24 protein-coding genes, 4 tRNA genes and 1 pseudogene are annotated in these 25,961 nt (G+C 69.3%); 6 read left to right on the top strand and 23 right to left on the bottom strand.

Translation table 11 applies throughout. From position 1 onward, the window contains the following. Positions 1-85: 85 nt before the first annotated feature. The 10 genes from rpoB to ABTX60_RS35995 form a co-directional block, all read right to left on the bottom strand. Entirely contained in the window at positions 86-3,571 is a 3,486-nt protein-coding gene (gene rpoB / locus ABTX60_RS36040; protein WP_352101231.1) for a DNA-directed RNA polymerase subunit beta, read from the bottom strand. A gap of 571 nt (positions 3,572-4,142) precedes the next feature. Continuing rightward, on the bottom strand, positions 4,143-4,526 hold the full coding sequence (gene rplL / locus ABTX60_RS36035) for a 50S ribosomal protein L7/L12 (RefSeq protein WP_352101230.1): 384 nt from the start codon (positions 4,524-4,526) through the stop codon (positions 4,143-4,145). A 115-nt stretch (positions 4,527-4,641) separates the two neighbouring features. Further along, positions 4,642-5,172: a 50S ribosomal protein L10 gene (rplJ, locus tag ABTX60_RS36030; RefSeq protein ID WP_104785526.1), complete on the bottom strand. Its 531-nt coding sequence runs from the start codon at positions 5,170-5,172 to the stop codon at positions 4,642-4,644. A 308-nt stretch (positions 5,173-5,480) separates the two neighbouring features. Beyond that, positions 5,481-6,308 (bottom strand): SCO4651 family lipoprotein, encoded by an 828-nt coding sequence (locus tag ABTX60_RS36025; RefSeq protein ID WP_352101229.1) that lies wholly within the window; start codon positions 6,306-6,308, stop codon positions 5,481-5,483. A gap of 91 nt (positions 6,309-6,399) precedes the next feature. Continuing rightward, the gene (locus ABTX60_RS36020) at positions 6,400-7,254 is read right to left on the bottom strand and encodes an SCO4651 family lipoprotein (protein WP_352101228.1); all 855 of its coding nucleotides are present in this window, start codon (positions 7,252-7,254) and stop codon (positions 6,400-6,402) included. Between the two features lie 127 nt (positions 7,255-7,381). Beyond that, positions 7,382-8,107 (bottom strand): 50S ribosomal protein L1, encoded by a 726-nt coding sequence (gene rplA, locus ABTX60_RS36015; RefSeq protein WP_352101227.1) that lies wholly within the window; start codon positions 8,105-8,107, stop codon positions 7,382-7,384. A gap of 77 nt (positions 8,108-8,184) precedes the next feature. Beyond that, positions 8,185-8,619 carry a 50S ribosomal protein L11 gene (gene rplK / locus ABTX60_RS36010; RefSeq protein WP_003992325.1) on the bottom strand — a complete coding sequence of 145 codons (435 nt, stop codon included), beginning with the start codon at positions 8,617-8,619 and terminating at the stop codon, positions 8,185-8,187. Positions 8,620-8,785: 166 nt separating this feature from the next. Continuing rightward, the gene (gene nusG, locus ABTX60_RS36005) at positions 8,786-9,637 is read right to left on the bottom strand and encodes a transcription termination/antitermination protein NusG (protein ID WP_352101226.1); all 852 of its coding nucleotides are present in this window, start codon (positions 9,635-9,637) and stop codon (positions 8,786-8,788) included. 80 nt (positions 9,638-9,717) lie between these two features. Further along, the gene (gene secE, locus ABTX60_RS36000; protein ID WP_104785540.1) at positions 9,718-10,002 is read right to left on the bottom strand and encodes a preprotein translocase subunit SecE; all 285 of its coding nucleotides are present in this window, start codon (positions 10,000-10,002) and stop codon (positions 9,718-9,720) included. 108 nt (positions 10,003-10,110) lie between these two features. Then, positions 10,111-10,183, bottom strand: a tRNA-Trp gene (locus ABTX60_RS35995). Between the two features lie 306 nt (positions 10,184-10,489). Here ABTX60_RS35995 and ABTX60_RS35990 point away from each other — a divergent pair. After that, complete coding sequence (locus ABTX60_RS35990; RefSeq protein ID WP_352101225.1) at positions 10,490-11,716, top strand: pyridoxal phosphate-dependent aminotransferase; 1,227 nt, start codon at positions 10,490-10,492, stop codon at positions 11,714-11,716. Positions 11,717-11,859: 143 nt separating this feature from the next. Beyond that, a complete protein-coding gene (locus ABTX60_RS35985) occupies positions 11,860-12,891 on the top strand; it encodes an adenosine deaminase (protein WP_352101224.1) in 1,032 nt (343 codons plus the stop codon). 375 nt (positions 12,892-13,266) lie between these two features. Here the strand turns inward: ABTX60_RS35985 and ABTX60_RS35980 are convergent, their stop codons facing one another. From ABTX60_RS35980 to ABTX60_RS35940, 9 genes are all read right to left on the bottom strand, one after another. Further along, positions 13,267-14,322: a UDP-N-acetylmuramate dehydrogenase gene (locus tag ABTX60_RS35980; protein WP_352101223.1), complete on the bottom strand. Its 1,056-nt coding sequence runs from the start codon at positions 14,320-14,322 to the stop codon at positions 13,267-13,269. 94 nt (positions 14,323-14,416) lie between these two features. After that, the gene (locus ABTX60_RS35975) at positions 14,417-14,797 is read right to left on the bottom strand and encodes a DUF3291 domain-containing protein (protein WP_352101222.1); all 381 of its coding nucleotides are present in this window, start codon (positions 14,795-14,797) and stop codon (positions 14,417-14,419) included. Positions 14,798-14,827: 30 nt separating this feature from the next. After that, positions 14,828-16,264 carry an MFS transporter gene (locus ABTX60_RS35970; protein WP_352101221.1) on the bottom strand — a complete coding sequence of 479 codons (1,437 nt, stop codon included), beginning with the start codon at positions 16,262-16,264 and terminating at the stop codon, positions 14,828-14,830. Between the two features lie 91 nt (positions 16,265-16,355). Further along, positions 16,356-16,910 carry a TetR/AcrR family transcriptional regulator gene (locus ABTX60_RS35965; protein WP_352101220.1) on the bottom strand — a complete coding sequence of 185 codons (555 nt, stop codon included), beginning with the start codon at positions 16,908-16,910 and terminating at the stop codon, positions 16,356-16,358. A 112-nt stretch (positions 16,911-17,022) separates the two neighbouring features. Further along, positions 17,023-17,451 (bottom strand): MaoC family dehydratase, encoded by a 429-nt coding sequence (locus tag ABTX60_RS35960; protein WP_352101266.1) that lies wholly within the window; start codon positions 17,449-17,451, stop codon positions 17,023-17,025. Between the two features lie 8 nt (positions 17,452-17,459). Further along, positions 17,460-17,912, bottom strand: coding sequence for an FAS1-like dehydratase domain-containing protein (locus ABTX60_RS35955; protein WP_352101219.1), 453 nt, complete (start codon positions 17,910-17,912; stop codon positions 17,460-17,462). Positions 17,913-18,012: 100 nt separating this feature from the next. After that, positions 18,013-18,177, bottom strand: coding sequence for a 50S ribosomal protein L33 (rpmG, locus tag ABTX60_RS35950; RefSeq protein WP_003948671.1), 165 nt, complete (start codon positions 18,175-18,177; stop codon positions 18,013-18,015). A 90-nt stretch (positions 18,178-18,267) separates the two neighbouring features. Next, positions 18,268-18,340 (bottom strand) — tRNA-Met (locus ABTX60_RS35945). A 47-nt stretch (positions 18,341-18,387) separates the two neighbouring features. After that, positions 18,388-18,460 (bottom strand) — tRNA-Thr (locus ABTX60_RS35940). A 268-nt stretch (positions 18,461-18,728) separates the two neighbouring features. Between ABTX60_RS35940 and ABTX60_RS35935 the strand changes: the two genes are divergently transcribed. Continuing rightward, complete coding sequence (locus tag ABTX60_RS35935) at positions 18,729-19,988, top strand: amidohydrolase family protein (RefSeq protein ID WP_352101218.1); 1,260 nt, start codon at positions 18,729-18,731, stop codon at positions 19,986-19,988. A 299-nt stretch (positions 19,989-20,287) separates the two neighbouring features. Then, on the top strand, positions 20,288-20,944 hold the full coding sequence (locus tag ABTX60_RS35930; RefSeq protein ID WP_352101217.1) for an NAD(P)H-binding protein: 657 nt from the start codon (positions 20,288-20,290) through the stop codon (positions 20,942-20,944). A 39-nt stretch (positions 20,945-20,983) separates the two neighbouring features. Here ABTX60_RS35930 and ABTX60_RS35925 read toward each other — a convergent pair whose 3' ends face one another. Further along, entirely contained in the window at positions 20,984-21,196 is a 213-nt protein-coding gene (locus tag ABTX60_RS35925) for a hypothetical protein (protein WP_053674492.1), read from the bottom strand. Positions 21,197-21,388: 192 nt separating this feature from the next. Between ABTX60_RS35925 and ABTX60_RS35920 the strand changes: the two are divergent. Then, a pseudogene (locus tag ABTX60_RS35920) lies at positions 21,389-21,934 on the top strand (MSCRAMM family protein); the annotation flags it as partial. Positions 21,935-22,173: 239 nt separating this feature from the next. On the opposite strand, the gene rox reads toward ABTX60_RS35920, so the two are convergent. From rox to ABTX60_RS35905, 3 genes are all read right to left on the bottom strand, one after another. Then, positions 22,174-23,604, bottom strand: a complete 1,431-nt coding sequence (gene rox, locus ABTX60_RS35915) for a rifampin monooxygenase (RefSeq protein ID WP_352101216.1) — start codon at positions 23,602-23,604, stop codon at positions 22,174-22,176. Positions 23,605-23,961: 357 nt separating this feature from the next. Continuing rightward, the gene (locus ABTX60_RS35910) at positions 23,962-24,789 is read right to left on the bottom strand and encodes a hypothetical protein (RefSeq protein WP_352101215.1); all 828 of its coding nucleotides are present in this window, start codon (positions 24,787-24,789) and stop codon (positions 23,962-23,964) included. Positions 24,790-25,004: 215 nt separating this feature from the next. Then, positions 25,005-25,086, bottom strand: a tRNA-Tyr gene (locus ABTX60_RS35905). Positions 25,087-25,305: 219 nt separating this feature from the next. On the opposite strand from ABTX60_RS35905, the gene ABTX60_RS35900 reads away from it, so the two are divergent. Then, on the top strand, positions 25,306-25,794 hold the full coding sequence (locus ABTX60_RS35900) for a YajQ family cyclic di-GMP-binding protein (protein ID WP_031108414.1): 489 nt from the start codon (positions 25,306-25,308) through the stop codon (positions 25,792-25,794). Positions 25,795-25,961: the final 167 nt, after the last annotated feature.

The raw sequence follows: 25,961 nt of genomic DNA, 5'->3' as shown, positions 1-25,961 counted from the left end.
ATCCCTCTCAGGGTTGTAAGTCATGGGGTCTGATACGGGGGTCCTGGGGCCGGCGGCCTTCATGACGAAGGCCGCCGAACTCCCGTCAGACCTCTTCGACGCTGCTCGGCTCACGCCGGGACAGGTCGATGCCAAGCTCCTCCGCAGCGCGGAAGACGTCCTCGTCGGTGTCGCGCATCTCGATGGACATGCCGTCCGAGGACAGCACCTCCACGTTGAGGCACAGGGACTGCATCTCCTTGATGAGCACCTTGAAGGACTCGGGGATGCCGGGCTCGGGAATGTTCTCGCCCTTGACGATGGCCTCGTAGACCTTCACGCGGCCGGTCACGTCGTCGGACTTGATGGTCAGCAGCTCCTGGAGGGCGTACGCGGCGCCGTAAGCCTCCAGCGCCCACACCTCCATCTCACCGAAGCGCTGGCCACCGAACTGGGCCTTACCACCCAGCGGCTGCTGGGTGATCATCGAGTACGGACCGGTCGACCGGGCGTGCAGCTTGTCGTCGACCAGGTGGTGCAGCTTGAGGATGTACATGTAGCCGACCGAGATCGGCTCCGGGAACGGCTCGCCGGAGCGGCCGTCGAACAGCGGCGCCTTACCGGTCGGGAGCACCATGCGCTCGCCGTCGCGGTTCGGGATGGTGTGGTTCAGCAGACCGGCCAGCTCGTCCTCACGCGCACCGTCGAAGACGGGGGTGGCGACGTTCGTGCCCGGGTCGACCTGGTCGGCCTCGATGGCCTGCAGGCGCTGCGCCCAGTCGTCCGCGAGGCCGGAGACGTCCCAGCCGCGGCTGGCGAGCCAGCCGAGGTGGATCTCCAGAACCTGTCCCGGGTTCATTCGGGACGGCACACCGAGCGGGTTGAGGATGATGTCGACCGGGGTGCCGTCCTCCAGGAACGGCATGTCCTCGATCGGCAGGATCTTCGAGATGACGCCCTTGTTGCCGTGACGGCCGGCGAGCTTGTCACCGTCGGTGATCTTGCGCTTCTGCGCGACGTAGACGCGCACCAGCTGGTTCACACCGGGGGGAAGCTCGTCGCCCTCCTCGCGGTCGAAGACGCGGACGCCGATGACCTTGCCGATCTCGCCGTGCGGCACCTTCAGCGAGGTGTCCCGGACCTCACGGGCCTTCTCACCGAAGATGGCGCGCAGCAGGCGCTCCTCCGGGGTCAGCTCGGTCTCACCCTTGGGCGTGACCTTGCCGACGAGGATGTCGCCGGCGACGACCTCGGCACCGATGCGGATGATGCCGCGCTCGTCGAGGTCGGCGAGGACCTCCTCGGAGACGTTCGGGATGTCCCGGGTGATCTCCTCGGGGCCGAGCTTGGTGTCACGGGCGTCGACCTCGTGCTCCTCGATGTGGATCGAGGAGAGGACGTCGTCCTGCACGAGGCGCTGCGACAGGATGATCGCGTCCTCGTAGTTGTGACCCTCCCACGGCATGAACGCCACGAGCAGGTTCTTGCCCAGCGCCATCTCGCCGTTCTGGGTGGCCGGACCGTCGGCGAGGACCTGGCCCTCGATGATCCGGTCGCCCTCGTTGACGATGACCTTCTGGTTGACCGAGGTGCCCTGGTTGGAGCGGGCGAACTTGGCCAGGCGGTACGTGATGTACGTGCCGTCGTCGTTGGCGGTGGTGATGTAGTCCGCGGAGACCTCCTGGACCACACCGGGCTTCTCGGCCTTGACCACGTCGCCGGCGTCGACCGCGGAGCGGTACTCCATGCCGGTGCCGACGAGCGGGGCCTCGGACTTAATGAGCGGCACGGCCTGACGCATCATGTTCGCGCCCATGAGGGCACGGTTGGCGTCGTCGTGCTCGAGGAAGGGGATCATGGCGGTCGCGACCGACACCATCTGGCGCGGCGAGACGTCCATGTAGTCGACGTCTTCACCGGTGACGTAGTCGACCTCGCCGCCCTTACGGCGGACGAGCACCCGGGCCTCGGCGAAGCGGAGGTCGTCCGTCAGCTGCGCGTTGGCCTGCGCGATGACGAAGCGGTCCTCCTCGTCGGCGGTCAGGTAGTCGACCTCGTCGGTGACCTGGCCCTCGAACACCTTGCGGTAGGGGGTCTCGACGAAACCGAACGCGTTGACCCGGCCGTAGGAGGCGAGCGAGCCGATCAGACCGATGTTCGGGCCTTCGGGCGTCTCGATCGGGCACATGCGGCCGTAGTGCGAGGGGTGCACGTCACGGACCTCGAAGCCGGCCCGCTCACGGGACAGACCACCCGGGCCAAGGGCCGACAGACGGCGCTTGTGGGTGAGACCCGACAGCGGGTTGTTCTGGTCCATGAACTGCGACAGCTGGCTGGTGCCGAAGAACTCCTTGATGGAGGCGACGACCGGCCGGATGTTGATCAGGGTCTGCGGCGTGATCGCCTCGACGTCCTGGGTCGTCATCCGCTCGCGGACGACACGCTCCATACGCGCCAGACCCGTACGGACCTGGTTCTGGATGAGCTCGCCGACGCTGCGCAGGCGGCGGTTGCCGAAGTGGTCGATGTCGTCGGTCTCGACGACGATGTTCGTACCGCTGTCGCCGACCGTCTCGGTCTCGCCCGCGTGCAGCTTCACCAGGTACTTGATCGTCGAGATGATGTCCTCGACGGTCAGGATGCCCGCGTCCAGCGGAGCGTCCGCACCCAGCTTCTTGTTGACCTTGTAGCGGCCGACCTTGGCCAGGTCGTAGCGCTTGGGGTTGAAGTAGAGGTTCTCGAGCAGCGTCTGCGCGGCCTCACGCGTGGGGGGCTCGCCCGGACGCAGCTTGCGGTAGATGTCGAGCAGTGCGTCGTCCTGGCCCTGGGTGTGGTCCTTCTCCAGGGTGGCGCGCATGGACTCGTACTCGCCGAACTCCTCGAGGATCTGCTCGGTGGTCCAGCCGAGCGCCTTGAGCAGGACGGTGACGGACTGCTTGCGCTTGCGGTCGATGCGGACACCGACCATGTCGCGCTTGTCGATCTCCATCTCCAGCCAGGCACCCCGGGAGGGGATGATCTTGGCGGAGAAGATGTCCTTGTCGGACGTCTTGTCGATGGAGGAGTCGAAGTAGACACCGGGCGAACGGACGAGCTGCGACACCACGACACGCTCGGTGCCGTTGATGACGAAGGTGCCCTTGTTCGTCATGAGCGGGAAGTCGCCCATGAAGACCGTCTGGGACTTGATCTCGCCGGTCTCGTTGTTCGTGAACTCGGCAGTGACGAAGAGCGGGGCCGCGTACGTGAAGTCACGGTCCTTGCACTCGTCGATGGAGTTCTTCGGCGGCTCGAAGCGGTGGTCGCGGAAGGTCAGCGACATCGACCCGCTGAAGTCCTCGATCGGGGAGATCTCCTCGAAGATCTCCTCGAGCCCGGACTTGGTGGGGACGTCCTGACCGTTCTCGAGAGCCTCCTCGACCCGACTCTGCCAGGCGGTGTTGCCGAGGAGCCAGTCGAAGCTCTCGGTCTGCAGCGCGAGCAGGTTCGGAACCTCAAGAGGCTCCTTGATCTTTGCAAAAGAGATGCGCAGCGGGGCAGTGCTGGCGGCGTTGTTCGTATTCGCGGTCGAGGCGTTGCGCGAGGCGGCCAAGAGGGGGTCCTTCCGAGGGCTCGGACTCACTACGCGCGTACCGGCCCCTCTCCCGTACACAGAGACAAGCTGTGTCAGTCCGGCCGAAAGGCCAGGTCGGACATGTCTTGTCGTCGATGCTCGGGCGAGGGCAGACCCCTGGTGACGGGCAGGGGACAGCTAACAGGCAGCGCAAAGGGTCAGTGTAGCCACTTGGCACACTGATGTCCAGTGCGGGTTCTGGAACCCGTGTTCACCCTCGTTGTTCCACTCCTGCGACAAGGCGCTGCCCTCAACGCACGTTGATACTGCCCTCTTCGTCGTCGATCCATGCCTCGGATTCGGATCCTGTGACGACGCGTCCTGAGAATTGCGCGCTGCGTGCGGTTCGTCAAGGCCCCCCTGCCCGATCCGGGGCCGCCCGGGGACACAACGAAGATCACCATACCCCCCGTCACCGGGGCTTCAAGGTAACCGTGGCCCGCCCCCGAGAACGCCGAAGAGCGACCACCCGGATGGATGATCGCTCTTCCGCGCTTACGCGTTACACGTCCAGTGGGACGCGTTGTGGATCCTGACGGATCCGGGGGTGTTACTTGACCTCGACGGAGGCGCCGGCGCCCTTGAGGGACTCGGCGGCCTTCTCGGCGGCGTCCTTGGCGACCTTCTCGAGGACGGGCTTCGGGGCGCCGTCCACGAGGTCCTTGGCCTCCTTCAGACCCAGGGAGGTCAGCTCACGCACGACCTTGATGACCTGGATCTTCTTGTCGCCGGCACCGGTGAGGATGACGTCGAACTCGTCCTGCTCGGCCTCGGCCTCGGCCGGGGCGGCCGGGCCGGCCGGGCCGGCGACGGCGACGGCCGCGGCGGCGGTGACGTCGAACTTTGCCTCGAACGCCTTCACGAACTCGGAGAGCTCGATGAGGGTCATCTCCTCGAACTGCGCGAGCAGGTCGTCCTGGCTGAGCTTCGCCATGATTGGCGGTCCTTCCACTAATATCGGCAGGTGCCGGATGTACATGTGAGGCGGGCGTACTACTGGCCCGCGACGGTCGCCGCGTTAGGCAGCGGCGGCCGGGATGCGAGCCGAGTTACTCGGCACCGCCCTGCTCGTCCTGCTTGGCACGGAGCGCGTCCACGGTGCGGACGAGCTTCGAGGGAAGCGCCTGGAAGAGCTGAGCAGCCTGGGACTGCTTGCCCTTGAAGGCACCCGCCAGCTTGGAGAGCAGAACCTCGCGGGACTCGAGGTCCGCAAGCTTCTTGATCTCATCGGCGGACATCGCCTTGCCGTCAAGGACGCCGCCCTTGATGACGAGGTTGGGGTTGTCCTTGGCGAAGTCACGGAGACCCTTCGCCGCCTCGACCGGGTCACCGGTCACGAAGGCGACCGCCGACGAACCCGCAAAGAGGTCGTCCAGCGTCGTGATCCCGGCCTCGTTGGCCGCAATCTTGGTCAGCGTGTTCTTCGCCACACGGTACTGAGCGTTCTCACCGAGTGAACGACGCAGCTTCTGGAGCTGCGCGACGGTGAGACCGGTGTACGCGGTAACGACAGCAGCGTTGGAGTTGCGGAACTTGTCCCGCATCTCCTCGACGGCATCGACCTTGTCAGGCCTCGCCATGAGCCTCGGCCTCCTTCCGGGTGATTCGGACCGCGCGGACCCGAAGGAGGACTGGGGAAAACGAAACGCCCCGGCGCAAGCGCACGGGGCGTAGCTCAACCGGTTTCACACACGCACGAGGCGGCGGACTCCGGGAGCTTCTCCAGTGTCACCTGCGCGGGTCGTCCGCCGTTCAGCGGATCCTTCGGCCACCGCGCCCTCTGATGAGCGCGCGGTAACGACCAGCGGTCTTTGGCTTCTGTAGGAGAGTACGGGAACGGTTCACCGTGAGGCAAATCCGCCCGTACGGCGGATCGGCGCGGGGCGGTTCAGCCCTGCCCCAGCTCCTTGAACATCTCGCTCAGGTCCGCGACGTCCTTGGCCGGCGGGGCCGTGACGGTGACGGGCTTGTTGTAGTCGAGGAAGGTGATGGTCATGTCCATCGGACCCTTGTCTGCCTGGCCCTTCATGCGGAACTGCTTGGTGTGGTCCTCGCCGTCGACCCACATGTCCATCGTGAACTTGTCGACGCCCAGCTTCTCGTACTGCTTGATGCTCTTCTCGCGCTGCTTGCGGGTCTCGGCCTTCTCGTCCTTGAGCGAGGTGCGCAGGTCGGCGAGGGTGACCGTGCCCGTGTAGTGGGTGGTCTCGACCCCTTCGACCTTCTCGCTGCCGACCTTCTTCACGTCCTTGGCGCCCGTGAGGAAGGTGGACTCCGCCGCCGGGTTCTGCTCGGCCTGGCTCGGGGACCCCATCTTGTCCAGGTCCTTGCCGGCCTCGGAGCCGGACAGATCGAACTTCAGCCAGCGCTTGCCGTCCATCTCCTTGGCCATCTCGGCTCCCCCACCGAGGTACATGGCCTTGTCGACGAGACGGATCTCCACGCTTTCGCCGGCGGCCTGGTCGGGCGCCGTCATCTTCATGCTCATGGCGACCGTGGGCTTCAGGCGCATGGACGCCTCGCCCTCGACACGGCCCGACTCCGGGACCGTGCCCTTCAGGCGGTACTGGAGGGACGTGATGTCCTCCGTGTTCTTCGCCGCCTTGGCTACGGCCGCGGCGGGCGTCATCTCCGGCGACTGCTCGGATCCGCAGCCGACGGCACCGGCGGCGAGAAGCAGGGCACACGCCCCGGCGGCAGGTATGGATGTCCTCATCGATTCCCCCCAAGGAATACACGCTTGCTTCACAGCAAGGCCGTGAGCCTATCCCAGGGGGCACAAGTGATCTATCGGATTAGACGGAGACTCAGGGCGTGCCGGGCTGCTTGCGCATCAGGTCCTCGAAGTCCCCGGTGTCGGACCGCGGTGGCCGTTCGGCCCGGACCGGCACGCCATAGTCGGCGTAGTGCGCGGTCTGGGTCATCAGGCCGGTGGACATCCGCGCCTTCTCGACCTTCTTGACCAGCAGGTTCCGCTTGTCGACCCAGATGTCGACGGTCTCGGTGGCCACACCGGCCTCGGTGAGCTGCTTCCGCAATCCGGGATCGGCGACGTCGGCCGCTGTCACCGTGCCGGACCAGTGCGTCGCGGACCGGCCGCGGACGGTCTCCTCGCCGACCTTCCTGACGTCCCCGGAGGACAGCAGGAGCTTCACGGACTGGTTCGGTGTGGTGCTGCGCATCTGGTCGCCGAGGTGGGCGCCGGAGCCGCCGGCGAGGGCTTCGAGGTCCTCGTACGCGTACCGGATCCAGCGCCTGCCGCCGGTCTGCTCGGCGAACTTCTCGCCCATGCGCGCGTAGTACGCCTCGGGCAGGTAGCGGGCTTCCATCGAGGTGGTGCCGAGCCGCCGCATGGTGTCGGCGATGGTGCCGCCGGTGTACTTGATGGTGAGGGTGCCGGTGATGCCGTCGCCCCAGCCGAGGGTGCCGTCGGCGGTCATGGACATCAGCGAACCCATGGACGTCGTGGACTCCACCCGGGCGGACTCGGCGTGCTCGGTGGCACGCTCGGCGGCACGCAGGGCGACGAGGGCCCGGCCGCGTGCGGCGCCGTCGTCCCGGCCGGGGGTGCCGGAGGACTCATGGGACGTGCAGGCGGCCACCCCCGTCAGCGCGGTCGCCGCGAGCACCAGGCCCACGCGGCGCACGGTCGTGCCCTGCATACGTCCCCCCGTTCGTATCCGGATCCCGCACGTTAACCCAGGCCACCGGCGTACGTACCGGAAAAGGGAACGGGCCCCGCACCTGTAAGAGGTGCGGGGCCCGTGACCGGTTGGGTGAGCCTCAGGCTCAGACCGCAGCCGGGTCCTCCTCGACGAGGAGGTTGCGGGTGCGGTTCGGGTCGACCGGAATGCCGGGGCCCATCGTGGTGCTGATGGCGGCCTTCTTGATGTAGCGACCCTTGGCGGCCGACGGCTTCAGACGGAGGATCTCCTCCAGCGCGGCGCCGTAGTTCTCCACCAGCTTGGTGTCGTCGAAGGACGACTTGCCGATGATGAAGTGCAGGTTCGAGTGCTTGTCGACGCGGAACTCGATCTTGCCGCCCTTGATCTCGGTGACGGCCTTGGCCACGTCGGGGGTGACGGTGCCGGTCTTCGGGTTCGGCATCAGACCACGCGGACCGAGCACGCGGCCGAGACGACCGACCTTGCCCATGAGGTCCGGGGTGGCGACGACGGCGTCGAAGTCCAGACGGCCCTTCGCCACCTCGTCGATCAGTTCGTCGGAGCCGACGATGTCGGCGCCCGCGGCCTCCGCGGCCGCAGCACGGTCACCGGTCGCGAAGACCAGGACCCGGGCGGTCTTGCCGGTGCCGTGCGGAAGGTTCACGGTGCCACGGACCATCTGGTCGGCCTTGCGCGGGTCGACACCCAGGCGGAAGGCGACCTCGACGGTGCCGTCGAACTTGGTCGTGGAGGTGTCCTTGGCGAGACGGACGGCCTCGAGCGGGGCGTAGAGCTTTTCCCGGTCGACCTTGGCGTCCGCAGCGCGAAGGGACTTGCTGCGCTTGCTCACTACTGCTCCTGTGGATTCTTAGGAGTCGTGGTCCGGGCCGAGCAGGCCCCGCCACTTCTGCTGATGGAGGTTGGGGCTCAGCCCTCGACCGTGACGCCCATGGAACGGGCGGTGCCGGCGATGATCTTCTCGGCGGCGTCCAGGTCGTTGGCGTTGAGGTCGGGCATCTTGGTCGTGGCGATCTCACGGACCTGGTCACGCGTGATCTTCGCGACCTTGGTCTTGTGCGGCTCGCCGGAGCCCTTCTCGATGCCCGCGGCCTTCAGGATCATCTTCGCGGCCGGCGGCGTCTTGGTGATGAAGGTGAAGGAACGGTCCTCGTAGACCGTGATCTCCACCGGGATCACCCAGCCACGCTGCGACTCGGTCGCGGCGTTGTAGGCCTTGCAGAACTCCATGATGTTGACGCCGTGCTGACCCAGCGCGGGGCCGACCGGCGGGGCCGGGTTGGCGGCACCGGCCTGGATCTGGAGCTTGATGAGCCCCGTGACCTTCTTCTTCTTGGGAGGCATAGCTCTCCGGGTCCTTTCGATTCGGGTCCTGCCCGCGCCCGGGGACCACCCGGATGCAGGCATACCGCACAACGATAACGGGTATGGATGCGCGGCTGAAAACCGAGCAGGTCAGGCAAGCGCCGGAGCGATCGCCTGACCTGCGCGGAAGCGGTGTGTCCGGAAGTCAGTTCTTCTGGATCTGGTCGAAGGAGAGCTCGACCGGCGTCTCGCGGCCGAAGATCTCGACGAGGCCCTTGACCTTCTTCGAGTCCGGGTTGATCTCGTTGATGGTCGCCTGCAGCGTGGCGAACGGGCCGTCGGTGACGGTGACCGAGTCGCCGACCTCGAAGTCCAGCACCTGGACCTCGACCTTGCGCTGCGGAGCCGGCTTGCCCTCGGCCTCGGCGGCCTCGCGAGCGGCCTTCTCCTCGGCCTCGGGGGCGAGCATCTTGACGATCTCGTCCAGGGTCAGCGGGTACGGGTCGTAGGCGTTGCCCACGAAGCCCGTGACGCCGGGGGTGTTCCGGACGACGCCCCACGACTCGTTCGTCAGGTCCATACGGACCAGGACGTAGCCCGGGAGCTTGTTCTGCTTGATCGTCTTGCGGTCGCCGTTCTTGATCTGGACGACCTCTTCCTGCGGCACCTCTGCCTGGAAGATGTAGTCCTCGACGTTCAGCGAGACGGCGCGCTGCTCGAGGTTGGTCTTCACGCGGTTCTCGTAGCCGGCGTAGGTGTGGATGACGTACCACTCGCCGGGCAGGACCCGCAGTTCCTCGCGGAGCTTCTCGATCGGGTCCCGGTCGTCCTCGGGCTCTTCCTCGAGCTCCTCGGCTTCTTCCGCGGCCTCTTCGGCGTCCTCGGCCTCTTCGGCGTCCTCGGTCTCCGCCTCGGCGGCGTCGTCCGCGACGGCGTCGGCAGCCTCGACCTCGGCGGAGGCCTCGGTGTCCTCGCTGTCCGCGCCCTCGACGATGTCGAGCTCGTCCTCGACGGACTCGACAGGCTCGATGGCGTCGTTCACGTTCGGGTCAGACACGGTGGCTGCTTCTTCCTGGATACATGGGGGTGGAACATGCGAAAGGAGCGCCGGGTACCTCGGCGCTCTTCGCGGACTGCTCAGCCGAACACGTACTTCGCGGCGTTGCTGAGCCCATAGTCAATCACGGTGACCAGGCCGATCATGATGACGACGAAGATGATCACCACGGTCGTGTAGGTCGTCAGCTGGTTGCGGGTCGGCCAGACGACCTTGCGCAACTCCGCGACGATCTGGCGGTAGAAGAGGGCGAGCCGCTTCAGCGGGCCCTTCTTTCCGCGCTTGCCGCCCTTGCGAGCCTTCTTGGACTCCGGCGCCTCGTCCTGGGCATCAGGCATGTCGATGGAGCCCACGGCGTCCGTCACTCGTCCTCACCTGATTCCGGGTCGTGGCCGTGCCGCGCCCGGTCTGAGCCGCACGGCGGTGCATTGCTGTACGTACATGCGCACACATCCTGGCGATGGAGTGTGTAGCAGGGCCGGAGGGACTTGAACCCCCAACCGCTGGTTTTGGAGACCAGTGCTCTACCAATTGAGCTACGACCCTTTGTGTGTCCCCCAACGTACCGCATCCGTCCGGATGCTTGGTGTGCACCGAACGGGCGCGGCCTGCGAGAGGCCAACGAGGTGAGAGTGTACGTGCTCCGCGGCCGGTCGTCGAACAGAAAGGGCCCGCGGGAGGGCCCGTTGGCGGAAGATCGCCTGCGGAAGGGGGGCCGGGCTGACGTGAATCCGGTGAAGATCGCCCAGGCCGAGCGGGCGATCCGCACTGTTGTTCAAGGGTTTGCCCGACGTTGTTCAGTCTGTGAAACCCCCGTGCCGCGCGCGTTTCCGGTCTGAAACGATGGGGCCCATGAGCGCTGCAACCCCTCCCACCGAGCGCCGGGTCTCCGCCCGAGTCGGCGCGATCTCCGAGTCCGCCACCCTCGCCGTGGACGCCAAGGCCAAGGCCCTCAAGGCCGCCGGGCGTCCGGTGATCGGCTTCGGCGCGGGCGAGCCGGACTTCCCGACCCCGGACTACATCGTCCAGGCCGCGATCGAGGCCTGCTCGAACCCGAAGTTCCACCGCTACACGCCGGCCGGCGGTCTCCCCGAGCTGAAGGCCGCGATCGCCGCGAAGACCCTGCGTGACTCGGGCTACGAGCCGGACGTCTCGGAGATCCTGGTCACCAACGGTGGCAAGCAGGCCATCTACGAGGCCTTCGCCGCGATCCTCGACCCGGGCGACGAGGTCATCGTGCCCGCGCCCTACTGGACGACCTACCCGGAGTCGATCCGGCTGGCCGGGGGTGTCCCGGTGGAGGTCGTCGCCGACGAGACGACCGGCTACCGGGTGACCGTCGAGCAGTTGGAGGCGGCCCGTACGGAGAAGACCAAGGTCGTCCTCTTCGTCTCGCCGTCCAACCCGACCGGCGCGGTCTACAGCGAGACGGAGACCGAGGCGATCGGCCGCTGGGCCGTCGAGCACGGTCTGTGGGTGATGACGGACGAGATCTACGAGCACCTGGTCTACGGCGACGCCTCCGCCGTGTCGCTGCCGGCGGTGCTGCCCGAGCTGCGCGACAAGTGCGTCGTGGTGAACGGCGTCGCGAAGACGTACGCGATGACCGGCTGGCGCGTCGGGTGGATCATCGGCCCGAAGGACGTCGTCAAGGCCGCGACGAACCTGCAGTCGCACGCCACCTCCAACGTGTCCAACGTCGCCCAGGCGGCCGCGCTGGCCGCCGTCTCCGGTGAGCTGGACGCCGTGGCGAAGATGCGGGAGGCCTTCGACCGGCGCCGCAAGACCATCGTGCGGATGCTGAACGAGATCGACGGCGTGGTGTGCCCGGAGCCGGAGGGGGCGTTCTACGCGTACCCGTCGGTGAAGGCGCTGGTCGGCAAGGAGATCCGGGGCAGGCGGCCCAAGGACACGGTCGAGCTGGCGGCGCTGATCCTGGAGGAGTCCGAGGTCGCGGTGGTGCCGGGTGAGGCGTTCGGCACGCCGGGGTACCTGCGGCTGTCCTACGCGCTGGGCGACGAGGATCTGGTCGAGGGCGTGAGCCGGATCCAGAAGCTGCTGGCGGAGGCGCGCGACTGACGTCCGCTTCGCCGCTCCCGTGACAGGGAGCGGAGCGTGGGGCACATACCGGGTCCGGTATGTGCCCCATTTATTTGTGCGAGCAAGACCACGAAAGGGGAAACGGCTACCGGGACGGCTGGGGCGTACGGCAGGATCTTTGGATGGAGCGTGTACGTGATGTCTCTGAGCTGCCGAAAGCCCATCTGCACCTGCACTTCACCGGGTCGATGCGGCCCTCGACCGTGCTGGAACTGGCCGACAAGTACGGGGTGCGGCTGCCCGACGCGCTGACCGAGGCGCTGGTCGGCGGGGAGCCGCCGAAACTGCGGGCGACGGACGAACGGGGCTGGTTCCGCTTCCAGCGGCTGTACGACGCTGCGCGCTCGTGCCTGCGGGAGCCGGAGGACATCCAGCGGCTGGTGCGGGAGGCCGCGGAGGAGGATCTGCGGGACGGGTCCGGGTGGCTGGAGATCCAGGTCGACCCGACGTCGTACGCGCCGCGGCTGGGCGGGCTGATCCCGGCGCTGGAGATCATCCTGGACGCGGTGGAGACGACGTCGCGGGAGACCGGGCTCGGGATGCGGGTCCTGGTCGCGGCGAACCGGATGAAGCACCCGCTGGACGCGCGGACGCTGGCGCGCCTGGCGGCTCGATACGCGGACCAGGGGGTCGTCGGGTTCGGGCTGTCGAACGACGAGCGGCGGGGGATGGCGCGGGACTTCGACCGGGCGTTCGGGATCGCACGTGAGGCCGGGTTGCTGTCGGCGCCGCACGGGGGTGAGCTGGCCGGGCCGTCGTCGGTGCGGGACTGTCTGGACGACCTGGGGGCGAACCGGGTGGGGCACGGGGTGCGGGCGGCGGAGGATCCCCGGCTGATGAAGCGGCTGGCGGACCGGCAGGTGACGTGCGAGGTGTGCCCGGCCTCGAACGTGGCGCTGGGGGTGTACGAGAAGCCGGAGGACGTGCCGCTGCGGACGTTGTTCGAGGCGGGGGTGCCGCTGGCGCTGGGCGCGGACGATCCGTTGCTGTTCGGGTCGCGGCTGGCGGCGCAGTACGAGATCGCGCGGCGGCATCACGGGTTCACGGATGCGGAGCTGGCGGAGGTGGCGCGGCAGTCGGTGCGGGGGTCGGCGGCGCCGGAGGACATGAAGACGAAGCTGCTGTCGGGGGTGGACGACTGGCTGGCGTCGTAGCGCGCGTGCGTCGGTTCGATGCGGTGGTGCCTGCGGCTGACTGTGGCGGTCCGGTAGGGTGCGCGTCTTCGCCTGACGGCGGGTGGTGGGGCGGGGCCGCGCCGGGGGGTGTCCGTCCTCGGAACGTCGCGATGGGCTTGCACACCGACTGGCTGCCCGTCGACGCGACAACCGCTGCGGGCGGACACCCCCCGACACGGCCCCTTCTCGCCGTACGCGGTGCGGGTCCGCTCAGCCTGCGGGCATGCGTGCCGCCAAGGGCGGCACGGGTGGGCATGGGGGTCCCCCCTGCTCGAGCGAAGCCGAGAGCTTGGGGGAGGCACCTCGTCGCGCCGAGTTGCGCACCCACCCCGCCCCAGCATTGACGCCGGGTACCTACAGGCTCACTCCCACGGTCACCGGCTCGTTGACCAGGGTGATTCCGAAGGCCTCGTGGACTCCGGCCACGACCTCGCGGGCCAGGGCGAGGAGGTCCTCGGTCGTCGCGGTGCCGCGGTTCGTCAGCGCCAGGGTGTGCTTCGTGGAGATGCGGGCCGGGCCCTCGCCGTACCCCTTCGTGAAGCCCGCCTTGTCGATCAGCCAGGCCGCGGAGGTTTTGCTACGGCCCTCGCCGGCCGGGTACGCCGGGGGCTCCACACCGTCGCCGAGCCGGTCGTGGACGCGCGTGCGGAACGTCTCGAAGTCCGTGTCCGTGAGGATCGGGTTGGTGAAGAAGGAGCCCGCCGACCAGGTGTCGTGGTCCTCGGGGTCCAGGACCATGCCCTTGCCGGCGCGCAGCTTGAGCACCGTCTCACGGGCCTGCGCGAGGGGGACGCGATCGCCCGGCTCCACACCGAGGGCACGGGCCGTCTCGGCGTACCGGAGGGGGGCGGACAGGCCCTCGGCGTCCTCCAGGGAGAAGCGGACGCGCAGGACCACGTACCGCTCGGGGTCGGACTTGAAGCGGCTGTGGCGGTAGGAGAAGGCGCAGTCCTCGTTGGCCAGCGTGACCGTGTCGCCGGTGCGGCGGTCGTAGGCGACGACCTCGGTGATCGTGGAGGAGACCTCTTGGCCGTACGCCCCGACGTTCTGGATGGGGGTCGCGCCGGCCGAGCCGGGGATGCCGGCCAGGCATTCGATGCCGGCCAGGCCCGCTTCGACCGTGCGGGCGACGGCATCGGTCCAGACCTCGCCGGCGGCCAGCTCCAGCGTCGTGCCGTCGAGGGAGAAGCCCCGGGTGGCGATGACGAGGGCGGTGCCGTCGAAGCCCTTGTCGCCGATGACCAGGTTGGAGCCGCCGCCGATGAGCAGCAGCGGGGTGCCCGTCTCGTCGGCTTCGCGGACGGCGGCGATCACCTCGTCGTCCGTCGTCGCGGTGAGCAGCCGGGTCGCGGGGCCGCCCAGCCGGAAGGTCGTCAGCGGGGCGAGGGGGGCGTCGTGGAGTTCCTGCACGGGCCCAAGCGTACGAGACGGCGGTGACGGCGCCGGGCACGCGTGCGTGCGGCCCCTTTCGTGAGGAAGGGGCCGCACGTGTGTGTGGTGGCTCTCAGGACAGTCGGCGGAGCGCCTCGGACCAGGGGAGCGGGAGGTCCTCGCTGCTCACCTGCCAGGTGGTGAAGGCCGCGTCCTTCATCTGCGGGGCGAGGCCCCGGGAGGCCGGGCCGTGGGCACCGGCGCGGACGAAGGCGTGCAGCGCGTCCTTGGACTCCCAGGCCGAGAGGGTCCAGAAGGTCCGCTTGAGGGGCTTCGCCTTCAGGGTCGCTCCGTAGGCGCCGGGGCTGCGGCGAACCTGCCGCCAGACGGCGGGCGTCCCGGCGAGGAACTTCAGCGCCGCCCACAGCGTGCGGGTCTCGAAGCGGGAGGCGAAGACGTGCACCTCGGTGTCGCGGGGCGGGGTGTTCGGGACGGTCCAGGGAAGGGTGGGCATGCCGCTTCTCCTTGTTCGGGTCCTTCGGGGTCAGTGGGCGGCCGTCTCCAGTACCGGTGCCGGTTCGGCCGGGGCGGCCTGCCGCTCGGTGTGCCGCCGGGTCGGTATCAGCAGGGCGGCGACGCCCGCGAGGGCGACCACCGCGGAGCCCGTCACCAGGGCGGGCCGCATGCCGTCGACGAAGGTCTGGCCGGTCTCGTAGCCGCCCTGGGCCGCGAAGATCGAGGCCATGACGGCGATGCCGAGCGCCCCGCCCACCTCGCGCAGCGCGTTGTTGGCCCCGGAGGCGATGCCCTGCTCGGACGGCCGCACGCTGGACATCACCAGGTGCGAGGCGGGGGCGAAGTACAGCGCCATGCCGATTCCGCTGATGATCAGGGCGGGCAGCTGCGAGCCGTAGGAGGCGTCGGTCGTGGCCACCACCGCCATGTAGCCGAGGCCCAGGGCCTGCAGGAAGAGGCCGGTGGCGACGACCGGGCGGCCGCCGATGCGGTCGGCCAGGATGCCCGCGATCGGGGCGATCAGCATCGGCATGCCGGTCCAGGGCAGCATCCTCAGGCCCGCCTCGGTGGGCGAGTAGCCGAGGACGCCCTGCATGTACTGGCTGAGCAGGAAGATCGAGCCGAACATGCCGAGAAACATCAGCAGGCTGGCCGCGTTGACGCCGGCGAAGGCCCGGGAGCGGAACAGCCGCATCGGGAGCATGGGGTTCTTGGCGCGGATGCCGTAGAGGACGAAGCCGGTCAGCAGCGCGGTGCCCGCGAAGAGGCCCGTGAGGACCATGCCGCCGGTCCAGCCGTCGACGGGGCCGCGGACCAGGCCGTAGACGATGCCGAAGAGGCCGCCGCTGGCGAGCAGGGTGCCGGGGACGTCGAGCGGGGCTCCGGTGCCGTGGGACTCGGCGAGGCGCAGCCGGGCGAGTGGCAGCAGGGCCAGGCCCAGCGGGACGTTCAGCCAGAAGATCCACTGCCAGGAGATGTGTTCGGTGAGGGTGCCGCCGACGAGCGGCCCGGAGGCGATGGCGAGTCCGTTGACGGCGCCCCAGATGCCGAACGCCATACCGCGCTTGGCGGCGGGCACGGCGGCGGTCAGCAGGGTGAGCGTCAGCGGCATCATCACCGCCGCACCCGCGCCCTGTACGGCCCGGGCGGCGATGAGGGAGTCGATGCCGGGTGCCATGGCAGCGGCGGCGGAGGCGCCCGTGAAGACGGTGAGTCCCGCGATGAACAGCCTGCGGCGGCCGAAGCGGTCGCCGAGGGCCGCTCCGAACATCAGCAGCACGGCGAAGGTGAGCGTGTAGGCGCTCACCGTCCATTCCAGGTCGTGCAGGCCGCCGCCGAGGTCCTCGCGGATGGAGGGCAGGGCGGTGGTGACGACGAGGTTGTCGAGAGCCGCCATGAACCCGGCGACGCTGGTGATGACGAGGGCCCAGGCGGCTCCCCCGCGACGTGCGGTCTGCTGTGACATCGCTCCCCCATGGAGTGTGTGCGGTGATCGATTAGTTATTGATTACTAACTTTCGAGGTCATGAAAAGGCCCCGCCTCCTCGTCCGCCCTGTCAGCTGTCGGAGTCCGACGTGCCCAGCCCCGCCCAGACCCGGTGATCGGCCGGGAAGCCCATGGCCACCAGGCAGTTGATGAGCATGCCCTGCGCGAGGAAGGTCGTCGTCTCGTCAGCGTCGGCGCCCAGTGGCAGGTGGATGGTGTCCCAGAGCCGCATCCAGCCCGCGCGCACGGCCTCACCGAACTCGCGGTCCCCCTCCTCCTCGGCGGCCGCCACGGCGAGGTACATCTGCATCTGCATCATCAGCCGCTCCGGCTGCTGGGAGATGGTCTCGATGTACGCCCCGCCCATGGCATTGCGGGCCTCTTCGCCGTCCAGCCCCTCGGCCGCCTCCGCGAACATCCGGATGGTGTCCTCGGCGCACCGCTCGGCCGCCGCCAGGAAGATCGCCTTCTTGCTCGGGAACAGCCGGAAGAGATACGGCTGCGAGACGCCGACCCGGCGGGCGATCGCCTCGGTCGAGGTGCCGTGGTAGCCACCGCGGGCGAACTCGGTCGTCGCCGCCCGGATGACGCTCTCGCGTCGCTCTTCCGCACTCATCCTGGCCATGCAAATGAAGTTAGTGCTCAATCACTAACTCTGTCAAGCGGTGGTCTGCCCGCGCCATACGTAAGGGGTGCGCCGCCATGGGAGCACCCCTTACATGATGTCGCGAACCGTCTCAGGCCAGTCGTACGACCGCCCTGGACATGCCCAGCACCTTCTGCCCGGCGCTGGTCGCCGTCAGGTCCACGCGGACCGTGTTGTCGTCGAGCTTGGCGGCGACCTTGCCTGCCACCTCGATCACGGCGCCCTGGTCGTCGTTCGGGACGACGACCGGCTTGGTGAAGCGGACGCCGTACTCGACGACCGAGCCCGGGTCGCCGGCCCAGTCGGTGACCACCCTGATCGCTTCGGCCATGGTGAACATGCCGTGCGCGATGACGTCCGGCAGGCCGACCTCCTTGGCGAACTTCTCGTTCCAGTGGATCGGGTTGAAGTCGCCGGAGGCGCCCGCGTACCGGACGAGGGTCTCGCGGGTCACGGGGAAGGTCTGGGCGGGCAGTTCGGTGCCGACCTCGACGTCGGCGTAGGAGATCTTCGCGGTCATGGAATCGCTCACGCCTCCTCGGCCGCGCGGGCCACCAGTTTGATCCAGGCCGTCACGACGTGCTCGCCGGCCTCGTCGTGGACCTCGCCACGGACGTCCAGGATGTCGTTGCCCGCGAGGGACTTGACCGCCTCGATGGTCGAGGTGACCGTGAGCCGGTCACCGGCACGGACCGGGCGGCGGTAGGCGAACTTCTGGTCGCCGTGCACCACGCGGCTGTAGTCCAGGCCGAGCTGCGGATCGTGGACGACCTGGCCGGCGGCCTTGAAGGTGATCGCGAAGACGAAGGTCGGCGGGGCGATCACATCGGGGTGGCCGAGCGCCTTGGCGGCCTCCGCGTCCGTGTACGCCGGGTTGTCGTCCCCGACCGCCTCGGCGAACTCACGGATCTTCTCCCGGCCCACCTCGTAAGGCGCGGTGGGCGGGTACGTCCGCCCCACGAAGGACTGGTCGAGCGCCATGGCCCGGCACCTCCTGGTAGCTCTACTGACAGGTACGGGTACCTCAACGACGCGAGGCCGTCCCCGATTACTCGGGAACGGCCTCGCGTACGAGCCTGATTTATCGCGTTTCGCGGTGCGCGGTGTGCGCGTTGCAACGCGGGCAGTGCTTCTTCATCTCAAGACGATCCGGGTTGTTACGCCGGTTCTTCTTGGTGATGTAGTTCCGCTCCTTGCACTCCACGCAGGCCAGCGTGATCTTCGGGCGGACGTCGGTGGCAGCCACGTGAGTGCTCCTAAGACGAACGGATGGACTTATTCAACGCAAGAAAGAGTAGCCGATCGAAGGACCGACCCCGCAATCGGCTACTGTCAGTAGCGGTGACCGGACTTGAACCGGTGACACAGCGATTATGAGCCGCTTGCTCTACCGACTGAGCTACACCGCTTTGATGTGGTCCGGACCCCGTCTTGCGACGGGAGCCAGTCACACCAGAGCCCCAAAACGGAATCGAACCGTTGACCTTCTCCTTACCATGGAGACGCTCTGCCGACTGAGCTATTGGGGCGAGCGATGAAGACATTACACGCTCGGCCGCCGTTCGCCCAAATCCGTTTCGAGGCCCCCGCCCCGGGCGCTCGGACCGTCCTCCCGGCAGCCTCGTGAACGCCTCTCGTCCCATGAGCGGGCCTCCGTCGGGTCGTGGGCGGGCCGAGGGCGGACCACGCCGGTACGACTATTGCGCTCCTCCCCGACAGCGGCGTGAGGCCGTCCTAGGCTCGTCTCACTCTGCGTGATCACGCGTCCTCCCGTGCAGCCCGAGCCCCTGGAGTGCGATGCCCGACAGCCGGCCGCAGCCCCCACCGCCCCCGTCGTCCTCGCCGGATCCGGCCGACCCGTCGTCGCTGCTGCTGTGCGGGGCGCGGCTCACCGACGGCCGGACCGTGGACGTACGGCTGTGCGGCGGGCGCATCGAGGCGGTCGGCACGGCCGGCAGCCTGGGAGCGGGCGGCACGCGCGCGTGCGGGGCGCGTGTGGACCTCAGCGGCTATCTGCTGCTGCCGGCCCCGGCCGAGCCGCACGCCCACGCCGACACGGCCCTGTCGGCCGACACCGAGGGGCCGGTCTCGTACGAGCCGCAGGACGTGCAGCGCCGGGCGACGGAGGCCGCGCTGCTCCAGCTCGGGCACGGGGCGACGGCGCTGCGGGCGCACGTGCGCGTGGGGGACGTCCAGGGCCTCGGCGCGCTGACGGCCGTGCTGCAGGCGCGGCGGGCACTGCGGGGACTTGCGGAGCTGACGACGGTGGCGATGCCCCGGGTGCTGACCGGGGTGGCCGGCGCGGACGGGCTGGCGATGCTGCGGGACGCGGTGAAGATGGGCGCCTCGGTGGTGGGCGGCCGCCCGGACCTCGACCCGGATCCGGCGGGGTACGTGGAGGCGGTCCTGGAGATGGCCTCCGAGCATGGCTGTCCCGTCGACCTGCACACGGACGCCGGGGACCCGGCCCGGCTGGCCCGGCTCGCCGCGATGGCGGGCGGACTGCGTCCGGGGGTGACCCTCAGCCCGTGCGGCGACCTCGGGCGACTGCCCTCCGAGGTGGCCTCGCGGACGGCCGACCAACTCGCGGCGGCCGGGGTGGCCGTGGCGTGCCTGCCGCAGGGGGGCTGCGGCGGCGTCGACCGGCGCGGGGCGGCCCCGGTACGGCTGCTGCGCGCGGCCGGGGTGCGGGTGGCCGCCGGGAGCGGGGCACTGCGGGACGTTTCCAACCCCGTGGGCCGCGGTGACCCCCTGGAGGCGGCCTTCCTGCTGGCCTCGCGCTACGGGTTGTCCCCCGAGGAGGCCTACGACGCGGTGAGCTCCGCGGCGCGGGCGGTGCTGGGGCTGCCGGAGGTGCGAGTGGAGGCGGGTTTCCCTGCCGAGCTGCTCGCGGTGCGCGGGGAACGGCTCGCGGGGGTGCTGTCCCTGGCGTACAGCCGGATCGTCGTGCACCAGGGGCGCGTGGTGGCGCGGACCAGCGCGGTACGCGAGTACTGCAGTTCGGCGGCCTCGGTCGAACTGGGGCTGCCGCGACAGGGGCGGGGTGAGGTGCCGTAGGCACGGGGGCGGGGTGAGGTGCCGTAGGCACGGGGGCGGGGTGAGGTGCCGTAGGCACGGGGTCCGGCGGGGCGCCGCAGGCACGGGGTCCGGCGGGGCGCCGCAGGCACGGGGTCCGGCGGGGTGCCGCAGGCACGGGGTGGGGCGAGGCGCGACGTAGGCCTGTGTGGAGCGAGGGGCCTCACGCCTGGGGTGGAACGCGGGGCATGCCGCCCACTGCGGGCGAGGTCGTGGACCTGCGGCGGGGCGCGGCTCAAGTCGTGCGGCGGAGGGTGCTGTCGAGGCGTACGGTCGAAGGCATGCGCATTGTCATCGCTGGTGGTCATGGTCAGATCGCGTTGCGGCTGGAGCGGCTGCTCGCCGCGCGCGGGGACGAAGCAGCCGGGATCATCCGGAAGGCCGAACAGGCCGACGAGCTACGGCAGGCCGGTGCCGAACCGGTCGTGCTCGACCTGGAGTCGGCGTCCGTCGACGAGGTCGCGGAGCGGCTCAGGGGTGCCGACGCCGCGGTCTTCGCGGCGGGCGCGGGGCCGGGCAGCGGGGCGGCCCGCAAGGACACGGTGGACAAGGCCGCGGCGGTCCTCTTCGCGGACGCGGCGGTGAGGGCGGGCGTGCGGCGCTTCGTGGTCGTGTCGTCCATGGGCGCCGACCCGCGTCACCAGGGTGACGAGATCTTCGACGTGTATCTGCGGGCCAAGGGCGAGGCGGACGCGTACGTGCGCGGTCTGGACGCCCTGGACTGGACGATCCTGCGCCCCGGCCAGCTCACCGACGACGCCGGCACCGGTCTCGTACGGCTGGAGGCGCGCACGGGCCGCGGTCCGATCCCGCGCGACGACGTGGCCGCCGTGCTGGCGGAGCTGGTGGACACGTCGGCGACCGCCGGGCTCACTCTGGAGCTGATCAGCGGGCCGGTGCCGGTGTCCGTGGCGGTGAAGTCGGTGGCCGGGAACTGAGGTTCGCGGCCGGCGACTCGTGGGGCTCTTCGTGGGGCTCTAGAACAGGGGCAGTTGGCCGGGGAAGTCCGGGACCGTGTAGCCGTCCAGGGAGGGTTGCTCCGGGCCCGGGCGTGCCTGGCGGCGGGAGCCCGGGCACGAGGTGAGTTCGCCGTGCTCGCGGGCGCCGGGCGGGTCGTGGCGTGCGTACCGCCCGGCGACGACGGCGATCTCGCGGCGGCACTCGGGGCAGAGTCTGCGGCGGGAGGACATGGGGCCAGTGTGCCGCGCGGGGTCACTCCCCCGCGGACACGGTCCCTTTCCCGTGCCGCCCTTTGACGTGCCGGGCGATGCATGTGCCGCCCGCATCACGGACAGCCCCTTTCATGAACCGCCCGCTTCACGTACCGCCCGCTTCACGTACCGCCCGCTTCACGTGCCCTGCGCCTCAATCAGATTGTTTGTGAACCAATGGCGTACGACATGCTCCTGAGCGGCACCAGCGGTCTCGCCGGGGTGGTGCGCTCCGCGGACGGTGGGACACCGGTCGCCGAGGCCGTGGTCATCGTGACGGACGCGCGCGGGGAGGTGCTGGCGACGGGTCGGACGGACGTGCTGGGCGAGTTCGCGGTCACCGACCTGGTGCCGGGGCCGGTGACCCTCGCGGTCAGCTCCCCCAAGCACCGGCCGCTGGCCCAGGTCGTCGAGATCGACGGGGCCGGGACCACCAGGGTCGCGCTCGAACTGCGGCCCGGCGCGCAGGTGCGGGGCACGGTGCGCGCAGGGGGCGCACCGCTGAGCGACGCGCGGGTCACGCTGGTGGACGCGGCGGGCAACGTGGTCGCCACGACACGCACCGGCCTCGACGGTGCGTACGCCTTCTCCGACCTGGACACCGGCGCGTACACGGTCATCGCGACCGGCTACCCGCCCCGGGCGGCATCGCTGACCGTCCCGGGCACCGGTGCGGACGACCACGACATCGAACTGGCCCACGCCGGCGGGGAGTAGGCCGTCCGGGGCATGCGGGCATGGCGAGGGTGCGCGGCGGTGGGGGTGAGGTGCCGGCGGCATGCGGGGAGGGGCCGGTGGGGGCGGGGCGCTCGGGCATGGCGGGAGCGGGCCGCCTGGGGCGCGCCGGGGCGCGCGCCGCCGGGGCCCGCGGTTGGGCGTGTCCGGGCGCGCGCCGGTTGGGGTTGTGTGCCCCGGCCGCTCGCGTGCCCCACCCCCACCGGCCCCACCAAGTCACCTCAGCCGGTTGCCGACCCGAACCACCTCGGCAGCCGGTCGAGCAGATCCTGCTGGTCGTCGCCGATCCATGCCACGTGTCCATCCGGTCGCAACAGCACCGCGGGCACGTCGAGTTCCTCGCTGACGTCGACGACGTGGCCGACCCGGTCCGACCAGCCCGCCACCGACAGCCGGCCGCCGGTCCGGTCGAGCAGCAGCCCGCGGCCGTCACGCATCCGCTCGTAGAGGCGGCCCCGCTGCAACCCCACGTCCCGCAGCCTCCGGCCGAGCAGATCGTGGCCCTCGCCGCAGTCGTAGCGGACGGCGATCGCGGTGACCTTCTCGATCAGGAGCCGGTTCACCTCCTCGAAGTCCATCAGCTCCGCGAGGAGCCGGCGCACGGCCTGCGGCCCGGGCTCGGGAGCCAGCAAGTGCATCTGCGCGCGGGTGTTGTCCAGCACTGCGGCGCCCACCGGATGGCGTTCGGTGTGGTAGCTGTCCAGTAGCCCCTCCGGTGCCCAGCCGCGCAGTTCGGCGGCCAGCTTCCAGCCGAGGTTGAAGGCGTCCTGGAGGCCGAGGTTGAGCCCCTGCCCACCGGTCGGCGGGTGTACGTGCGCGGCGTCGCCGGCCAGCAGGACCCGGCCTGTGCGGTAGCGCTCGGCCTGCCGAGTGGCGTCGCCGAAGCGGGAGAGCCAGCGCGGGGAGTGCACACCGAGGTCGGTGCCGGCGAACTTGTGCAGCTGCTGCCTGAACTCGTCGAAGGTCGGCGGGGCCGTGCGGTCCTCTGTCAAGCCCTCGGCGGGCACGATGACGCGGTGGACCCCGTCTTTGATCGGCATGGCGCCGAACCGGAAGTGGGTTTTGCGTACTTCGGCCATCACGGCCGCCAGTTCCTCCGGTGACGCGGCCACCTCCATCTCCCCCATCAGCGTCTCGACCCTGGAGGGTTCGCCGGGGAAACCGACGCCGAGCAGCTTGCGCACCGTGCTGCGGCCGCCGTCGCATCCGACGAGGTAGCGGGAGCGCAGCCGCGTGCCGTCGGCCAGTTCGGCGGTCACACCGTCGTCGTCCTGGCTGAGCCCGACCAGTTCGCAGCCGCGCCGGATCTCGGCGCCGAGCTCGGCCGCGTGCTCGGCCAGCAGGCGGTCGGTGATGGGCTGCGGGATGCCGAGGACGTAGCCGTGCGCGGTGTCCAGCCGGCCGGGTGCCGGCTTGGCGAGGCCGGCGAAGAAGCCGCCGAGCGGGTGCTTGGTGCCCTCGGCGAGGAAGCGCTCCAGCAGCCCGCGTTGGTCGAGCACCTCGATGCTGCGCACGTGGAGACCGAGCGCGCGCACGTGCGGGGTCGGCTCCGCCTCCTTCTCCAGCACGAGCACACGCACGCCATGCAGCCGCAGTTCCCCGGCCAGCATCATTCCGGTCGGTCCACCGCCGGAAATGACCACATCAATCAAGGCAGACCCCAATTTTCGCCCGTCTCTGACTTCAGGCCGCAAATTGTGCGGCACGACAGGGGTCTTGCCGCAAGGCCCCCCATGCGCTATACGTTGAGAGTGGCAAGGAGCAGGTGACTCCTTGCCTTTCTCATGTGCGCCAACACCTTTCATCCCGCCACGGAACGGCAGGTCAGGGGCCCCGTGTACGCCGCTGTGCACGGCCGTTGAGGTGCGAGAACGTTGATGTGAGGAAAAGAGGAAAGCCCCCTCTCATCAGCGTCTTTCGGAGATGAGAGGGGGCTTTCCCGGCGTGACGGCGCCAATAGCAGGACCGGGGAAGGCTGAACCCGAGATCCCGGTCCGGTTGCGAATGCGTCAGCGCACGTCGACGTAGTCGGCCGCGCTGGTGGCGACGCCGGTCGTGGAGTTGCCGTAGTACACCCAGCGGTAGTAGCCGTCCACCGAGGCGGTGACCGTGGTCTTCAGTCCTCCGGTGCTGCTGGTGGTCGCCTTCTTGACCGTCTTGAAGGTGTCGGTGCCCTTGGCACGGAACTGGAGGCTGACCGTGCGACCGCTGTAGGCGTCGTACTTCTTGGTGCTCCAGTTCGCCCGGGTCAGCTTGCCCGTGACGGTGATCGTCTTGCCCTTGGTGACCGGCTCCGGCGAGGCGTTGGTGGTGGCCTTGGCCGCGCGCTTCAGTGGGGCGGTCGTGGACCGCGTCTCCAGTTCCCCGGTCTTGAGGCCGCCGTCGGCCTTCCACAGCTTCAGCGAGACGCCGACCTTCCAGGTCGTGGCGTCGCTGTTGGAGTCGACGTGTTCCTGGCTCGGGTGCGGGTCGATGTAGAGGTCGCCCTCGCAGCGAGCGTGCTTGGAGTCGATCTCGTAGCAGGTGTAGCTGCCCGGCTGGATGAAGTTCTCGCCCGAGTCGGCCGCCGTTTTGATATCGCCGCGGTAGAGGAAGGGATACGCGTCGTAGCGGGACGGTGCTGCGGTGCTGTACCCGGAGGGCAGCGCGATGTTGAAGCTGATGGGCGGCTCCACCACCTTCGACGTGCCGACCACGATCGGCTTGCCGTTGTTGATGACGATGTCCGACACGGTGATACCGGTGTCCGCCGCCTGGGCCGCCGGCGCGTTCAGCACCGAGAGCCCCAGCGCCCCCACGAGCGCGGCCACCGCGACGGTCCGTCTGCCTGTTTTCATTACACCTCTTCAGAAGGGTGCCGTTACAAGAGGCGGCAGCGTACCTGACACGTCCATGCCTTCCAGCCCGGCGAGGTGGAGTGATCATGCTCACGCCGATGGAGGGAGGACCGGGGGGCGCTCAAGGGGCCGGGGGCTGGGATGGACCAGGAGGAGGAAACGAAAAACCCCCTCTAGTCAGGTGACAACCTGAGTAGAGGGGGTCTTCCCCAGTGTGGCGGCGCCAGGATTCGAACCTGGGAAGGCGAAGCCGGCAGATTTACAGTCTGCTCCCTTTGGCCGCTCGGGCACACCGCCGGGGTTGCTGCCCTTCGAGCCGCTCTTCCGCGGCGCTCCGTGGCAACGACGTAAACAATACCTGATGCCGAGGGGTGCTTCGCCACCCGATTGATCAGCGCTCGGAAGGCCTGGGGTGGCTAGGCTTGTCCGGATGCGGCCCGGGACCTGAACGGGCCCTGCGACCGCCCACAACGCCGGTACGCACGATACGCACCCCGATACAAGGAGCCACAGGACATGGCCGACTCCAGTTTCGACATCGTCTCGAAGGTCGAGCGGCAGGAGGTCGACAACGCACTCAACCAGGCCGCCAAGGAGATCTCGCAGCGCTACGACTTCAAGGGCGTGGGTGCCTCGATCTCGTGGTCCGGTGAGCAGATCCTCATGGAGGCGAACTCCGAGGACCGGGTGAAGGCCATCCTCGACGTCTTCCAGTCCAAGCTGATCAAGCGGGGCATCTCGCTGAAGGCTCTGGAGGCGGGCGAGCCCCAGCTCTCCGGCAAGGAGTACAAGATCTTCTCGTCGATCAAGGAGGGCATCTCCCAGGAGAACGCGAAGAAGGTGGCGAAGACCATCCGCGACGAGGGCCCCAAGGGCGTGAAGGCGCAGGTGCAGGGCGAGGAGCTGCGTGTCAGCTCCAAGAACCGTGACGATCTGCAGGCCGTCATCGCCCTGTTGAAGGGCAAGGACTTCGACTTCGCCCTGCAGTTCGTGAACTACCGGTAGGTCCGGCCCCCGGCCCCCCGCGCGCACGGATACGAGAAGGGTGGGGGCCCCCCGGGCGCCCCCCCCGCCCCCCCCGGCGGCCCGCCGGCGGCGGCGGGCGCGGGCGTCGCGCGGGGTGGCGCGCAGGGGGCGGTAGGCGATCAGGAGGACGAGCGATCCGCCCATAG

The organism is Streptomyces sp. NPDC126510 (assembly GCF_040302345.1).
Lineage (GTDB): Bacteria > Actinomycetota > Actinomycetes > Streptomycetales > Streptomycetaceae > Streptomyces.
The sequence above is the reverse complement of the archived record's forward strand: the minus strand, read 5'-3'. Positions and strand labels throughout refer to the sequence as shown.

Bases quoted from the DNA above. Each gene is read 5' to 3' on its own strand.
- ABTX60_RS35900 (WP_031108414.1), top strand. From the start codon at position 25,306: ATGGCCGACTCCAGTTTCGACATCGTCTCGAAGGTCGAGCGGCAGGAG.
- ABTX60_RS35975 (WP_352101222.1), bottom strand. From the start codon at position 14,797: ATGCCCACCCTTCCCTGGACCGTCCCGAACACCCCGCCCCGCGACACC.
- ABTX60_RS35935 (WP_352101218.1), top strand. From the start codon at position 18,729: ATGCCCGACAGCCGGCCGCAGCCCCCACCGCCCCCGTCGTCCTCGCCG.
- ABTX60_RS35960 (WP_352101266.1), bottom strand. From the start codon at position 17,451: ATGACCGCGAAGATCTCCTACGCCGACGTCGAGGTCGGCACCGAACTG.
- ABTX60_RS35930 (WP_352101217.1), top strand. From the start codon at position 20,288: ATGCGCATTGTCATCGCTGGTGGTCATGGTCAGATCGCGTTGCGGCTG.
- ABTX60_RS35965 (WP_352101220.1), bottom strand. From the start codon at position 16,910: ATGGCCAGGATGAGTGCGGAAGAGCGACGCGAGAGCGTCATCCGGGCG.
- ABTX60_RS35970 (WP_352101221.1), bottom strand. From the start codon at position 16,264: ATGTCACAGCAGACCGCACGTCGCGGGGGAGCCGCCTGGGCCCTCGTC.
- ABTX60_RS36020 (WP_352101228.1), bottom strand. From the start codon at position 7,254: ATGCAGGGCACGACCGTGCGCCGCGTGGGCCTGGTGCTCGCGGCGACC.
- rplK (WP_003992325.1), bottom strand. From the start codon at position 8,619: ATGCCTCCCAAGAAGAAGAAGGTCACGGGGCTCATCAAGCTCCAGATC.
- rplJ (WP_104785526.1), bottom strand. From the start codon at position 5,172: ATGGCGAGGCCTGACAAGGTCGATGCCGTCGAGGAGATGCGGGACAAG.
- ABTX60_RS35990 (WP_352101225.1), top strand. From the start codon at position 10,490: ATGAGCGCTGCAACCCCTCCCACCGAGCGCCGGGTCTCCGCCCGAGTC.
- ABTX60_RS35925 (WP_053674492.1), bottom strand. From the start codon at position 21,196: ATGTCCTCCCGCCGCAGACTCTGCCCCGAGTGCCGCCGCGAGATCGCC.
- ABTX60_RS35955 (WP_352101219.1), bottom strand. From the start codon at position 17,912: ATGGCGCTCGACCAGTCCTTCGTGGGGCGGACGTACCCGCCCACCGCG.
- ABTX60_RS35985 (WP_352101224.1), top strand. From the start codon at position 11,860: ATGGAGCGTGTACGTGATGTCTCTGAGCTGCCGAAAGCCCATCTGCAC.
- ABTX60_RS35910 (WP_352101215.1), bottom strand. From the start codon at position 24,789: ATGAAAACAGGCAGACGGACCGTCGCGGTGGCCGCGCTCGTGGGGGCG.
- ABTX60_RS36025 (WP_352101229.1), bottom strand. From the start codon at position 6,308: ATGAGGACATCCATACCTGCCGCCGGGGCGTGTGCCCTGCTTCTCGCC.
- rplL (WP_352101230.1), bottom strand. From the start codon at position 4,526: ATGGCGAAGCTCAGCCAGGACGACCTGCTCGCGCAGTTCGAGGAGATG.